12 protein-coding genes are annotated in these 12,810 nt (G+C 73.2%); 1 reads left to right on the top strand and 11 read right to left on the bottom strand.

Annotated elements, in window-relative coordinates; translation table 11 throughout:
• Positions 1 to 34 precede the first annotated feature (34 nt).
• The 11 genes from ACNKF0_RS17775 to ACNKF0_RS17825 form a co-directional block, all read right to left on the bottom strand.
• Complete coding sequence (locus ACNKF0_RS17775) at positions 35 to 1,033, bottom strand: glycosyltransferase (RefSeq protein WP_416954183.1); 999 nt, start codon at positions 1,031 to 1,033, stop codon at positions 35 to 37.
• Entirely contained in the window at positions 1,030 to 2,163 is a 1,134-nt protein-coding gene (locus tag ACNKF0_RS17780) for a DegT/DnrJ/EryC1/StrS family aminotransferase (RefSeq protein ID WP_299925736.1), read from the bottom strand. Before ACNKF0_RS17780 ends, ACNKF0_RS17775 begins: the two co-directional genes overlap by 4 nt.
• Positions 2,160 to 2,804, bottom strand: a complete 645-nt coding sequence (locus ACNKF0_RS17785) for a NeuD/PglB/VioB family sugar acetyltransferase (protein ID WP_299925739.1) — start codon at positions 2,802 to 2,804, stop codon at positions 2,160 to 2,162. The genes ACNKF0_RS17780 and ACNKF0_RS17785 overlap by 4 nt, the downstream gene beginning before the upstream one ends.
• Positions 2,801 to 3,964, bottom strand: coding sequence for a DegT/DnrJ/EryC1/StrS family aminotransferase (locus tag ACNKF0_RS17790; protein ID WP_416954184.1), 1,164 nt, complete (start codon positions 3,962 to 3,964; stop codon positions 2,801 to 2,803). Before ACNKF0_RS17790 ends, ACNKF0_RS17785 begins: the two co-directional genes overlap by 4 nt.
• Positions 3,961 to 4,968 (bottom strand): NAD-dependent epimerase/dehydratase family protein, encoded by a 1,008-nt coding sequence (locus ACNKF0_RS17795; RefSeq protein WP_416954185.1) that lies wholly within the window; start codon positions 4,966 to 4,968, stop codon positions 3,961 to 3,963. The genes ACNKF0_RS17790 and ACNKF0_RS17795 overlap by 4 nt, the downstream gene beginning before the upstream one ends.
• Positions 4,965 to 6,101, bottom strand: coding sequence for a Gfo/Idh/MocA family protein (locus ACNKF0_RS17800; protein WP_416954186.1), 1,137 nt, complete (start codon positions 6,099 to 6,101; stop codon positions 4,965 to 4,967). The genes ACNKF0_RS17795 and ACNKF0_RS17800 overlap by 4 nt, the downstream gene beginning before the upstream one ends.
• Complete coding sequence (locus ACNKF0_RS17805; protein ID WP_416954187.1) at positions 6,098 to 6,727, bottom strand: acyltransferase; 630 nt, start codon at positions 6,725 to 6,727, stop codon at positions 6,098 to 6,100. Before ACNKF0_RS17805 ends, ACNKF0_RS17800 begins: the two co-directional genes overlap by 4 nt.
• Complete coding sequence (locus ACNKF0_RS17810) at positions 6,724 to 7,563, bottom strand: glycosyltransferase (protein ID WP_416954188.1); 840 nt, start codon at positions 7,561 to 7,563, stop codon at positions 6,724 to 6,726. Before ACNKF0_RS17810 ends, ACNKF0_RS17805 begins: the two co-directional genes overlap by 4 nt.
• Positions 7,564 to 7,673: 110 nt before the next feature.
• Entirely contained in the window at positions 7,674 to 8,390 is a 717-nt protein-coding gene (locus ACNKF0_RS17815; protein ID WP_416954189.1) for a hypothetical protein, read from the bottom strand.
• A 92-nt stretch (positions 8,391 to 8,482) separates the two neighbouring features.
• Entirely contained in the window at positions 8,483 to 9,085 is a 603-nt protein-coding gene (pth, locus tag ACNKF0_RS17820) for an aminoacyl-tRNA hydrolase (RefSeq protein ID WP_416954190.1), read from the bottom strand.
• Between the two features lie 146 nt (positions 9,086 to 9,231).
• Positions 9,232 to 9,918 (bottom strand): 50S ribosomal protein L25/general stress protein Ctc, encoded by a 687-nt coding sequence (locus ACNKF0_RS17825; RefSeq protein WP_416954191.1) that lies wholly within the window; start codon positions 9,916 to 9,918, stop codon positions 9,232 to 9,234.
• A gap of 235 nt (positions 9,919 to 10,153) precedes the next feature.
• Here ACNKF0_RS17825 and pepN point away from each other — a divergent pair, with 235 nt between their 5' ends.
• Positions 10,154 to 12,565 carry an aminopeptidase N gene (pepN, locus tag ACNKF0_RS17830; protein WP_416958577.1) on the top strand — a complete coding sequence of 804 codons (2,412 nt, stop codon included), beginning with the start codon at positions 10,154 to 10,156 and terminating at the stop codon, positions 12,563 to 12,565.
• Positions 12,566 to 12,810 lie beyond the last annotated feature (245 nt).

Below are 12,810 nucleotides of genomic sequence, written 5' to 3' on the forward strand. Positions count from 1 at the left end.
GAGCGGGGCGATATCCCCCATTTGGAATACGACGTCAGAGCTCCGCGGCCACGGCACCCACTCCCAGTCCGCGCGAGCGCTGGCGCGGGATCCGCATCCCGCTGATGTGCAGCGGGGGCGGGTCGGTGACCTTGGTGACCGTGCGGCTGGCCGCGGTCACGAGGTCGCGCGCCTTGAGGCTGTCGGCGTCGCGGGAGACGCAGAGGTCGCGCAGCGCGAGCTCGAGCGCGATCGTCAGCTGGTGGTCGTCGACGTGCTCGCCGTGCATCGCGCGACGGGGCACCAGGATCGGGCACTTGCCGTTCTCCAGCGCCATCAGCGCGATGCCGGTGCCGGCGTGCGCGACGACGACGTCGGCCGCCCGGATCGCGGCCGCCATCTCCTCCGACGGCACCCGCACGCGACCCTCGATGCCGAGGCCGGTGGTGTCGGTGCCGCCGGTCTGCCACATCACCTCGGCGTCCGCCGGGACCAGGGGCACGAGCCGGTCGAGCAGCCGGCGGAAGCCGTAGCCGTCCTGGGTGCCGAGGCTCACCACCATCGACCGGATCGGCCGGTCGATGGTCGGAGCCGTCTCGTAGAGCTCCCAGGGTGAGGCGAGGAACTGCCAGTGCCCCCGCGCGAGCGCGCTGGACTGGCTGAAGGTGGTGATGCCCGGGACCATCGACAGCGCGCGGCCGGACAGGGACGGTGCGTCGAGCCGGGTGGCGCTCTCGATGTAGACCGTCTCGATGCCGCGCAGGCGCGCCTGCGGAAGCACCGCCAGCGCGAGCGCCGCGCCGGTGCTGACCACCAGGGACACGTCGTGGTCGGTGAACAACGTGCGGCACGCCATCGCGTTGCGCGCGAGCGCCCGGGTGTCGCGCGGCGGGCACGGCTGCGCCCAGTGGACCCGCTCCCCCGCCAGCAGCGACTCGGTCTGCGGGGTGCGGGGGGTCACCCACACCACGTCGTCGCCCACGCCGAGCCGCGGCCGCAGGGTGTGCAGCTGCATCAGGTGGCCGCCGTCGTTGGCGACGAGGAGCGTGGTCACGACCGGCCACCCGCCACCGCGTCGGCGAGCACCTCGACCACGCGGTCCTGCTGCTCCTCGGTCAGGTGCGGGTGCATCGGCAGGGAGAGGATCTCCCCGGCGGCGGTCTCGGCGACGGGCGCCGCTCCGGGGCCGAGCCCGAGGTGCGCGTAGGCGCCGGTCCGGTGGACCGGGTAGGGGTAGTGGATGCCCGCACCGACCCCGGCTCGTCCGAGCTCGGCCAGCACCCTGTCGCGCTCGGCGACGCGGACGACGTAGAGGTGCCACACGTGCTGCCCCTCCGCACCGAGGAGCGGGCGACGTACGCCGTCCACGTCGGCCAGCAGCCGGTCGTAGCGGGTGGCGGCGCGCACCCGCAGCTCGTTCCACTTCTCGAGGCGGTCGAGCTTGGCGCGCAGGTAGACCGCCTGCACGGTGTCGAGCCGGGAGTTCATCCCGATCACGTCGTGCACGTAGCGCGTCGAGGAGCCGTGGTTGCGCAGGCGCCGCACCTCGGCCGCGATCGTCGCGTCGTCGGTGGTGACCGCCCCGGCGTCGCCGGCTGCGCCGAGGTTCTTGCCGGGGTAGAAGCTGGTCGCCGCGACCGTGCCGAGCGCACCGGCGCCGCGACCGCCGAGCCGGGCACCCTGGGACTGGGCGGCGTCCTCGACGAGCGGGACCCCTGCGTCACCGCAGATCCGTGCGAGCCGCTCCATCGGCGCGAGCTGGCCGAAGAGGTGCACGGCCACCACGGCCTGGGTGCGGTCGGTGATCGCGTCCTCGACCTGGTCGGGGTCGATGAGGAGCCGCTCGTCGTCGCAGTCCACGAGCACCGGCACGGCACCGATCCGCGAGACCGCCTCGGCGGTCGCGATGAAGGTGTTGGCCGGGATGACGACCTCGCCCCCCGGCGCGACCCCCACCGCTCGCAGCGCGAGCTCGAGCGCGTCGGTGCCGTTGGCGACGCCGACGCAGTGGTCCACGCCGACGAACGAGGCGTACTGGTGCTCGAAGTCGGCGACGGGCGGGCCGTCGACGAACGCCGTGGCCGAGAAGACCGCGGCGATCCCGGCCTCCACCTCGGCCGCGATCTCCGCGTGCTGCGAGCCGAGGTCGACGAAGGGGACCTGGGTGTTCTTCGGGCTGCTCATGCATGGACTCCTGTCCGGATGGGTCGGGCGGGGACTCCCACCCAGGTCTCTCCTGCGGGTACGTCGTCGAGGACCACCGAGCCCATCCCGACGGTGGCGTCCGCCCCGATGCGCACGCCCTCGCGCACGGAGGCGTTCATGCCGAGGTAGGCGGCCTCGCCGACCTCGACGTCGCCGCCGAGGGACACCCCGGCGCAGAGCGTGGCGTAGTCGGCGACGGTGCAGCCGTGCGTGAGCGTCACCTGGGGCATCAGGACCACGTGCTCGCCGACCTCCACGTCCGCGGTCAGCACGACCCCGTCGAGGGCGACCGAGCCACGACCGACGTGGCAGCTGCCGGGCAGCACCAGGCGCGGGTGGAGCAGGGTGGCGTAGCGCGACGCGTCGAGGCCGAGCATCGACAGGCGCGTCGCGACCCGGCGGCGGATCCGTCCCTTGCCGAGCGTGAGGACGACCTCGTGGTCGACCAGCCCGGGGACCAGGTCGACGCCCCCGAGCACCGGCGCGAGGCCGTGCAGGGTGCCCCAGCGCGCGTGGTCGTCGTCGACGACCTGGACGGGCCCGTCGTGCTGGACGAGGACGGCGACCGCGGTCGCCTCCCGGGCCAGACCGCTGGCGCCGACCAGGACGAGCCCGCTCACGGCCGCCACGCCGACCCGAGCGCGTCGCACACCCGCTGGTGCTCGGCGTCGCTCATCTGGTGGAACAGCGGCAGCACCAGCGTCGTGTCGGTGAGCCGTTCGGTGACCGGGAGCGGGGCGTGGGGACGCTCGGCGTGCGCCGGCTGGTGGTGGGCCGCCATGATCCCGCGTCGCGCCGAGATGCCGGCGGCGGCGAGGTGCTCCATCACCTGCTCGCGGTCCAGAGGGTGCTCGGGAAGGACCTCGACCCAGCAGGACTGGAAGTTGGTGGTCCCCCAGGCCGGGTCCCCGACCAGCCGGAGGCCGGGCAGGTCGGCCACCGCGTCGGCGTACCTCGCGGCGAGCTCGCGGCGACGCGCGACCATCGCAGGGAGCCGGCCCAGCTGGACCAGCCCGACCGCGGCCTGCAGGTCGGTCATCCGGAAGTTGAACCCGACCTCGTCGAAGCTCTCGGGCGGCGCGAGGACGCTCGCGTGCCGGTCGGCGGCCGAGACGCTCATCGCGTGCTCCCGCAGGCGGCGGGCGCGGTCGGCCCAGTCGGCCCGTGAGGTGGTGAGCATCCCGCCCTCACCGGTGGTGAGCAGCTTGCGGGGGTGGAAGGACCAGGTGGCGATCTCCGCCTCCGCCCCGACCGGTCGGCCGTGCGCCGTGGACCCGGCCGCGCAGGCCGCGTCTTCGACGACCGTGATGCCGAGCGGGTCACACCAGGCACGGATCGCCCGCAGGTCGAGGGGGACGCCGCCCTGGTCCACGGCGATCACCGCGCGCGTCCGCGGGGTGACCACCGTGGCGATGGTGGCGGGCGTGAGGTTGCCGGTGACGGGATCGACGTCGGCGAAGACCGGCGTGGCTCCGACGTAGGTCGGCGCGTTGGTGGTGGCGACGAAGGAGAACGACGGCACGACGACCTCGTCGCCGGGACCGATGCCGGCGACGACGAGGGCCAGGTGCAGCGCCGTCGTGCAGCTGCTCAGCGCGACCGCGTGGGAGACCTGCTGGGACTCCGCGAAGGCGGCCTCGAACTCGGCCACCCGCGGTCCCTGCGCGACCCAGCCGGAGCGCAGCACCTCGGAGACGGCCGCGACCTCCTCCTCACCGAGCCACGGCTGCATCACGTTGATGCGCGTGAGCTGCTGCTCCGCCCGGTGGTCGATGCTCATCGCGCCACCGCCACGGCACGTCCCGCGGCGATCTGCTCGCGCTGCGGCCGCCACCACTCCACGAGCCGGCGCAGGCCGTCCTCGAGGCCGGTGGTGGCGGTGAAGCCGAGGTCGCGCTCGGCGGCGCGCGTGTCGGCGAGGCGGCGTACGACACCGTTGACGCCGCGCTCGGGCCCGTGCTCGACCGGCAGGTCGGAGCCCATCACCCGCAGCAGGGTCTCGGCGAGCCCCAGCAGGCTGGTCTCCTCGCCGCGGGCGACGTTGTAGGTGCCCTCGACCACGCCGCTCGACGCCGCCAGCACGTTGGCGCGCGCGATGTCGGTGGTGAAGACGAAGTCCATGGTCTGACGGCCGTCGCCGAAGATCAGCGGCGGCAGGCCGTCGTCGATCCGCTCCATCCACCGGACCAGGACCTCGGTGTAGAGGCCGTGCACGTCCATCCGGGGGCCGTAGACGTTGAAGTAGCGCAGCGCGACGTAGTCGAGGCCGTTCATCGCCCGGAAGCTGCGCAGCATGCCCTCGTTGAAGGTCTTGGCGGCGCCGTAGAACGTGTCGTTGTCGTAGGGGTGCTGGCGCTCGGGGGTCGGGAACTCCTCGGCCAGCCCGTAGACCGACGCCGAGGACGCCGCCACCACCTTGTCGACGCCGGACGTCGTCGCCGCGGCCTCGATGACGTTGAAGGTCCCGTCCACGAGCACCTCGAGGGCCAACCGGGGCTCCTCGGCGCACTGGGTGATCCGGATCGCGGCCTGGTGGAAGACGACGTCGCAGCCGCTGGTCAGGTCGTGCACCAGGTCGCGGTCGCGGATGTCGCCGCGCACGAGGACCAGGTCGGCCCCGTCGCGCCCGAGGGCGTCGGCGAGGTTGGCCTCGCGCCCGCGGACGAAGTTGTCGAGGACCCGCACCTGGGCGGCCCCGGCGTCGAAGAGCTGGTCGACGAGCGTCGAGCCGATCGTGCCCGCACCGCCGGTCACCAACGCGGTGGCTCCTGCCAGCGCGGTCATCGCGCGCCCCCCATCACGGGCTCGGCCACGGTCTCGGGGGTGGCCGCACCGGCCTGGCGCGGCACCGGCGGCGGGCCGGCCGGGACCGGCAGCGGGGCGTCGTACGACGTCGGGGTGCGGTCGGCGAGCCGCTGCGAGGCGGCCTCGAGCACCTCGAGGACGCGCAGACCGGACCGGCCGTCGGTCAGCGCCGGACGGTCCTCGCGGATCGCCGCGGCGAACTCGGTGGCCATCGACCCGAGCGCCTCGCGCTCGGGCAGCGCCGGGGACCAGGTGTCGCCCAGCCGGTAGGAGACGGTGGACGCGGCGCGGTCGGCCCCGGCGACCGACGTACGCGCCAGGTCGACGCCGCGGTCGTAGATGCTGAGCCGCTGCTGCGGGTTGAGGTCGTCCCACACGAGCGTGCGGCGCGAGCCGCCGATCACCATCTGGCGGATCTTGGTCGGGCTGAGCCAGTTGACGTGCACGTGCGCGAGGCCGTCGTCCGGGAGCGGCAGCGTCAGGTGGCCGACACAGGCGCGGCCGGCGCCGATGGGGTCGGCGCCGGTCGCGCCGATGCCCGTGGTCGGGAGACCACCCGGCAGCACGAAGTCGAGGATCGCGAGGTCGTGCGGCGCGAGGTCCCAGAGCACGTCGATGTCGGGCTGCACCAGCCCGAGGTTGATGCGCACCGAGTCGACGAAGTGCACCTGGCCGAGCTCGCCGCTGCCGACGAGGTCGCGCATCTTCTGCACGGCCGGCGTGTAGCAGTAGGTGTGGTCGGTCATCAGGACCAGGCCCTGCGCGTCCGCGAGGTCCACCATGGTGCGACCGCGGGTCACGCTGTCGGCCAGCGGCTTCTCGACGAGCACGTGCTTGCCCGCGCTCAGCGCCTGCAGTGCCAGGCCGTGGTGCGTCCGGGCCGGGGTGGCGATGGCGACCGCGTCGATCCGCGGGTCGTCGAGGACCCGCTCCACGCTGTCGGTGACCTCGACGTGCGGCCCGGCCACGCGGCGCGCCCGCTCGAGGTCGAGGTCGCAGACCAGCTCGAGGCTCCAGTCGGGGGACCCCCCGAAGTTGCGGACCAGGTTGGGGCCCCAGTAGCCGGCGCCGATCACGGCGATGCCCAGCGGGCCGGGAGTGCGGGTGCTCATCGTGCTTCCTCCAGTCGGCCGTCAGCCTCCACGTAGATCTCCCCGGTGACCGGGCAGATCCACCGGTCGCGGTTGTCCGAGACGAGCGGGACGCCGCTGCGGCCCACCCAGCCGATCCGCCGCGCGGGCGAGCCGACGACGAGGGCGTGCGCGGGCACGTCACGGGTGACGACCGAGCCCGCTCCCACGCTGGCCCACCGGCCGATCCGCACCGGGGCGACGCACACCGCGCGTGCCCCGACGGACGCCCCCTCCTCGATGGTCACCCCGACGGGTTCCCAGTCCTCAGCGCCCTTGCGCCGGCCGTCGGTCGTGACGGCGCGGGGGTAGGTGTCGTTGGTGAGCACGACCGCGGGGCCGATGAACACGCCGTCACCCAGGACGGCCGGCTCGTAGACCAGCGCCTGGTTCTGCACCTTGCAGCGCTCGCCGATGCGCGCGCCCGGGCCGACGTAGACGCCGCGCCCGAGGATCGTGCCGTCGCCGACCTGCGCCCCCGCGCGGACGACGGTCTGGTCCCACACCTGCGCACCGGGACCGACGCGGGCGCCGTCCTCGACGGTGGCAGTGGGCGCGACGAGGGCGCGGTCCTTGGACCGGGGACGTGCGTTGGACACTGAGGTCATGTGCGTGAGCTTTCGTCTCGTTGCCAGGTGGTGAAGTCACCGGACCTCAGCGCCCCGCGGGCGCCGAGCCGGGCGGCGACGTGGACTGCCACGAACACCGGGAGTCGGAGGGCCAGGCCGGGCCGGGTGACGGCGAGGCTGAGCAGGGTGCGCGCACTGGTGCGCGAAGCGGGGCGGCGTACGCCGAGCTGGGCGGCCTGGGTGTTGCCGGTCGCGATGCGGATGCGCCGGCGTACGAGGTCGCGCACGGTGCGCGGCGGGTGCACGACCGCGACGGCGCTCGGCACGACGCGACGCTCGTCGTGGGTGAACGAGTCGGACATGCCGAGGTCGTCGCTCATCATCTGCGGGAGCGCGGTGACCCGCGCCTGCCCCTGCTCGGAGAGGACGACGACGCCGCGACCGAAGAGGCCGGACTCGACCTGGGGCAGCGCCTCCCAGACGTCGTAGTACCACCGCACCCAGCGCGAGCACCCCGCGCGGGGCACGTCGCGACGCGGTGCGGTGGCGAGGACCTCCTCGCGGGCGATCGGCTCGATGAGGCGGAGCGCGGCAGCGCCGTCGAGCTCGATGTCGGCGTCGAGGTGGATGCGCGGGAAGACGTCGGTGGCGGCGTTGCCGACGCGGACGGCCTCGACCTTCGAGGGCTGCGGGATCTCGATCACGCGGGCACCGGGATCGGCGGCACGGGCCACGTCGGCGGTGCGGTCGGTGCAGCCGTTGCAGACCACGACCACGTCGAGGTCGTCCCCGGTGCCCTGGCGCAGCGCACGCAGGTTGCGCCCGATCGTGGCCGCCTCGTTGTGGGCGGGTATGACGACGCTGGCGACAGCCATCTCACTCCCCCGGCTCGCGTGTGGGCCCCACGCCCGACACGCTCCGATCTTGTGGACCGCGACCACCCGGACGGACCGTGCACGGGGGCTTTCGCCCATTTTGGGGAGCCCTACCGGGCGCCCGCGGCGAAGCTGATGTCGGCGGAGCGCAGGTCGCGCAGGTGGAGGACGAGGAGGTCGAGCTCGGCCACCGACCAGGTGTCGTCGATCGCGACGCCGGAGGCGGTGGTACGCAGGGCGCGGTAGAGCGCGAGGGGTTGCTTGCGCAGCTCGGCGTGCAACGTGCCCTCCAGGACCAGGCGGAGGTAGTCGTGCTGGTCCACGGGCGCGGACCCGTAGCGGTAGGTGGCGTCGACGTCGTTCTCGGCGGCGAGCTCGGCGAAGGTCTGCCAGTCGATCGCCAGCACGTGGTCGACGTGGCGACCCGCGGTCGTCTCCGCCGCCGCCACCGCGGCGCTCGCCGGCCGGGCACCCAGGTCCGCCAGGTCGTCGTACGGCACCGGGACCGACTCCACCCGCGCGCTGCGCCCGTCGGGGTCCACCTCGACGAGCATCACCGACTCGACCGACTGCTGTCCCGGCAGCCACGACACGTCCCCGCTGCCACCGGGGCGGGTGCCGACCATCAGGATCGTCTCACCCGGCGCCGGGGGTGGTCGCTCATCCAGGCCGTCGAAGGCACCGTCGATGCGTCCCATCCCGCTGACGAGGTGGAGGTTGAGGCCCACGGCCGCGGCCACGCCGAGCGCGCCCAGCAGCGCGGTGACCGCCAGCAGGCGGCGCAACCGCGGGCGTCGGCCCAGACCGGAAGGTCCGGCACGTGCCATCGAAGTCCCCCGTCCGTCCCGTGCTCCGACGCTAGGCGGCCTCGAGGGGTGACCTCATGCCCCAAACGGGGGACGGTGCAGCCGGGTCGTGGCTAGGAGTTGAAGCGCTGCTGGGTCTTCTCGAGGCCGTCGGTGATGAGCGACTCGACCGCGTCGGCGGCGTCGGAGACCTGGAACGGCAGCTCCCTGCGCTCGACGGTGGAGTAGTTGGACAGCACGAAGTCGGCGACGTCCTGGCGTCCGGGCGGCCGGCCGATGCCGGCGCGCACGCGGTGGAAGTCGCCCGTGCCGAGCGAGGACCGCATCGACTTCAGCCCGTTGTGGCCGTTGTCGCCGCCGCCGAGCTTGATCCGCAGGGTGCCGAAGGCGATGTCGAGCTCGTCGTGGATCGCGATGATGTGCGCCGGGTCGACCTTGTAGAAGGTGGCGAGGGCCTTGACCGGACCACCCAGCTCGTTCATGTAGCCGCGGCCACGGGCCAGCACGACGCGCGGGCCGCCGAGGGACAGCCGACCCTCGACGACGTCGGCGCGGCCGGTCTTGTGGGCGCGGAACTTCGAGCCCATCCGGGCCGCCAGCTCGTCGGCGACCAGGTAGCCGATGTTGTGCCGGTGACCGGCGTAGGCCGGACCGGGGTTGCCGAGGCCCACGACCAGCCACACGTCGCTCGGCCCGCCGGTCTGGTCTGTCGTCACGTCCTCATCCTTCCATCGCCGATCGGGCGCTTCCTGCCCGTCACGCGCATCGACCGGGCGGTTCCTGCCCGTGTATCGGGCAGGAACCGCCCGGTCGGCGGTGGAGACGGGCAGGAATCGCCCGCTCAGGGGTCTTGCTCAGGGGGTCACTCGGAGTCGGAGCCCTCGGCAGCGGCGTCCTCGGCCTTGGCCTCCTCCTGCGCCTCGGCGATCTCCTCGTCGGAGACGTCGTGCTCGATGCCGGCCTCGGCCTCGGCCTCCTCCAGCTCGGCCTCGAGGGCCTCGGCGGACATCTGCTCGGTCACGTTGACGATGAGCAGCTCCTCGTCGGCGAGCAGCGTCGTGCCCGACGGGAGGTCGAGCTCCTTGGCGTGGATCTGGGTGCCGGCGGGCAGGCCCTCGACCGAGACCTCGAAGAACTCGGGGATGTGGGTGGCCTCGGCCTCGACGGAGACGACGGTGTTCTCGTTGACGACCAGCGTGTCGGGGCCGGCCTCGCCCACGACGTGGATCGGGACGTCGACGGTGACCTTTTCGCCGCGCGTGACCGCGACGAAGTCGACGTGCTCGATGACGCGGCGGATCGGGTCGATCTGCACGTCCTTGGTGAGGGCGAGCTGCTCGGAGCCCTCGACGTCGAGCGCGAGGAGCGCGTTGGCGCCGCCGTGCTTGAGGGCCATCATCGTCTGGTGGCCGGGGAGGATGACGTGGACCGGCTCGTTGCCGTGGCCGTAGATGACGGCGGGGATCTTGTCCTCGCGGCGGATGCGGCGGGCGGCACCCTTGCCGAACTCGGTGCGGGACTCAGCGGTGATCTTCTCGGGGGCAGACATGATTTTCTCCGTACGTGGTGGGGTTCGGGGGCCTCGGGCCGGAGACGACGAACGCCGCGCTCCGGATCGGGGGCGCGGCGCAGCGGGTGCGGTCCGGCCCAGTCGATCACGGAGTCCCGTCGTGCGGGCTCCCTCGCCGAGGCAACCCGTGAACTCTAGACTGGGTGGCGCGCGAGGTCGAATCTGCGCAGCCGGGCGGCACGGAGGGGGCAACTAGGGTGTCCCGGTGCCCCTGATGCTCCCCGAGGCGCGCGAGCGCGCCGTCCTGCTGACCGACGTCCACACCGAGCTCCACCTCGACCTGACCTCGACCGAGGACTTCGGCGTCGAGGCGACGATCTCCTTCGGCTGCACGCAACCCGGGGCGTCGACGTTCCTCGAGCTCAACGGCGGCACCGACGTGACGCTCGACGGCACGCCGGCGCCGTACTCCGACGGGCGGATCGCGCTGACCGACCTGGGCGAGAGCAACACGGTCCGCGTCACGGCCCGGATGCCCTACGTCACCGACGGCGACGGCATGACCGTGACCGTCGACCCGGCCGACGGCGAGCGCTACGTCTGCGCCCACACCTCGATGGACATCGCGCAGAAGGTCGTGCCGTGCTTCGACCAGCCCGACATCAAGACGACCTTCACCGTGAGCGTCACGGCACCGTCGCACTGGACGGTCCTGGCCAACGGGCCGCTCGAGGGGCGCACGTCGGGTGACGGCGCCGACACCTGGGCCTTCGGCACCACCCCGCCGTTCTCGTCGTACCTCTTCACCCTCGTCGGCGGCCCCTGGGTCTCCGTCACGTGGGACGAGCCCTACGCGCCCGCGCCGGGCGGCACGCTGCCGTTCGGCTGGCACGCGCGGGCGTCGCAGGGCCGCGAGCTGCAGCGCGACGCCGACGAGCTCAGGCGCATCACCAGCGCCTGCTTCCAGCACTACACGACGGTCTTCGAGCCGGAGTACCCCTACGCCGACTACCAGCAGGTCTTCGCTCCCGGCCTCAACTGGGGCGCGATGGAGTTCCCCGGGTGCGTGGTCTTCCGCGACCAGGCGCTCACGCAGGGCACGCCGACCGAGCTCGAGCGCCAGTGGCTGGCCTCGACGATCGCCCACGAGATGGCGCACATGTGGTTCGGCGACCTGGTGACGATGAGGTGGTGGGAGGACTCGTGGCTCAACGAGTCGTTCGCCGACTTCATGGGCTACGACGTCGCCGGCGTCGCGGCGGGCTACCCCGACGCCTGGACCTCGGCGGCCATCACCCGCAAACCTGCCGGCTACCGCGCCGACCGCCGTCGCTCGACGCACCCGATCGCGGAGGACACCGACAAGATCGTCGACGTCGACACCGCCTTCGCCAACTTCGACATGATCACCTACGCCAAGGGCAACGCCGCGCTCGCGCAGCTCGGCCACTGGCTCGGCGACGAGGACTTCCTGGCCGGCGTCAACAAGCACCTCACCACCCACGCCTTCGGCAACGCCGACCTGGCCGCCTTCCTCGACTCCCTCGACGCGGCCACCGACAAGGACGTGCGCGGCTGGGCCGAGGCGTGGCTGCGCTCGACCGGCTTCGACACCCTGCGCGTGACGCGCGACGACGACGGCGTGCCCGTCCTGTCACGCGAGGGCTCGCGGTCGCACCGCCTCACCGTGTCGGCGTACGACGACGCGATGCGGCTCGTGGACTCCCGCGACGTGCACCTCGGCGACGAGCCGGTGCGGCTCGAGGAGCTCGCCGGCAGGGTCGTGGTGCCCAACTCCGGTGACGAGACCTTCGCGGTCGTCCGGCCCGACGAGCAGTCGTGGGCCGCGATCACCGCCGGGCTCTCGGCGGTCGAGTCGCAGCTGACCCGGGCGATGCTGTGGTGGACCGCGATCGACCTCTGCGAGTCGCAGGTCATCGGCGTCGACGAGCTCGTCGACCTCGCCGACCGGCACCTGCGCCCGGAGACCCACCCGCTGGTCTTCGAGGGCGTGATGCGCGGGCTGCAGTCGGTCACCCGCCGCTACGCCTCACCCGCCGACGCGGCCGACCACCTCGCCGTCGTCGCGGACATCGCCCGCGGCGCGGTCGAGGGCGGGGACCCGGTGCTGGCACCCGGCGCCTCGCGGGTGCTCGCCCGGACCAGCGCGGACCGCGACTTCCTGGTCGGCTGGCTCGGTCGGGACGACGTCGACCAGGCCGTCCGGTGGGCGGCGGTTCACCGGCTCGCCGAGCTCGGGGACGACTCGTGGATCGGCCCCGAGGAGCAACGCGACAGGTCGGTCTCCGGCCACCACGCCGCGCTCACCGCACGCGCCGCCGTCCCCACGCCGGAGGCCAAGGCCGCCGCCTGGGCGCAGCTGATGGGCGGCGAGCTGGGCAGCCACGAGTTCGATGCGGTCGGCGCCGGGTTCTGGGGCTGGGGCCAGGCCGACCTCGTCCGCCCCTACCTGCAGCGCTACGTCACCGACGGCCTCGACCTCGCCCGCCGCTCCGGCCAGGCGATGGGCGACGTGATCGGCGACGCGTTCCCGGTGCTGCCGCTCCCGGTCGACGTACGCCGTGAGCTGCGCGCCGCGGTCGCCAACGCCCTCGAGGGTGACGTCCCGACGGTCCTCGCCCGCTCGTGGAACGACTCGCTCGACGACCTCGACCGGACGCTCTGAACTGCCTGACATCTTCGGCGATCCCCGGCTGGCCGGGGATCGCTGAACATGTCAGGCCGTGCCCGGGCCGACATGTTCAGGAACCGCCGGATGGCCGGGGATTCCTGAAGTTGTCAGGCTCTTCCTCGGCGCACACCCGCTTGCGTGCGGACCACGCCGTATCAGCGTCGTCCGGCGCGTGCAATGGCAAGGCGGAGGAGGGAAGGCGGCCTTTGAGCGGAGCGGGCCGTCGACCGACGACAACG

This window comes from Nocardioides sp. T5, from assembly GCF_048161455.1.
GTDB lineage: Bacteria > Actinomycetota > Actinomycetes > Propionibacteriales > Nocardioidaceae > Nocardioides.

Coding starts and splice junctions, on each gene's coding strand:
- ACNKF0_RS17795 (WP_416954185.1), bottom strand. CDS start 4,968: ATGACCGCGCTGGCAGGAGCCACCGCGTTGGTGACCGGCGGTGCGGGC.
- ACNKF0_RS17800 (WP_416954186.1), bottom strand. CDS start 6,101: ATGAGCACCCGCACTCCCGGCCCGCTGGGCATCGCCGTGATCGGCGCC.
- ACNKF0_RS17825 (WP_416954191.1), bottom strand. CDS start 9,918: ATGTCTGCCCCCGAGAAGATCACCGCTGAGTCCCGCACCGAGTTCGGC.
- ACNKF0_RS17815 (WP_416954189.1), bottom strand. CDS start 8,390: ATGGCACGTGCCGGACCTTCCGGTCTGGGCCGACGCCCGCGGTTGCGC.
- ACNKF0_RS17790 (WP_416954184.1), bottom strand. CDS start 3,964: ATGAGCATCGACCACCGGGCGGAGCAGCAGCTCACGCGCATCAACGTG.
- ACNKF0_RS17810 (WP_416954188.1), bottom strand. CDS start 7,563: ATGGCTGTCGCCAGCGTCGTCATACCCGCCCACAACGAGGCGGCCACG.
- ACNKF0_RS17780 (WP_299925736.1), bottom strand. CDS start 2,163: ATGAGCAGCCCGAAGAACACCCAGGTCCCCTTCGTCGACCTCGGCTCG.
- pepN (WP_416958577.1), top strand. CDS start 10,154: ATGCTCCCCGAGGCGCGCGAGCGCGCCGTCCTGCTGACCGACGTCCAC.
- ACNKF0_RS17805 (WP_416954187.1), bottom strand. CDS start 6,727: ATGACCTCAGTGTCCAACGCACGTCCCCGGTCCAAGGACCGCGCCCTC.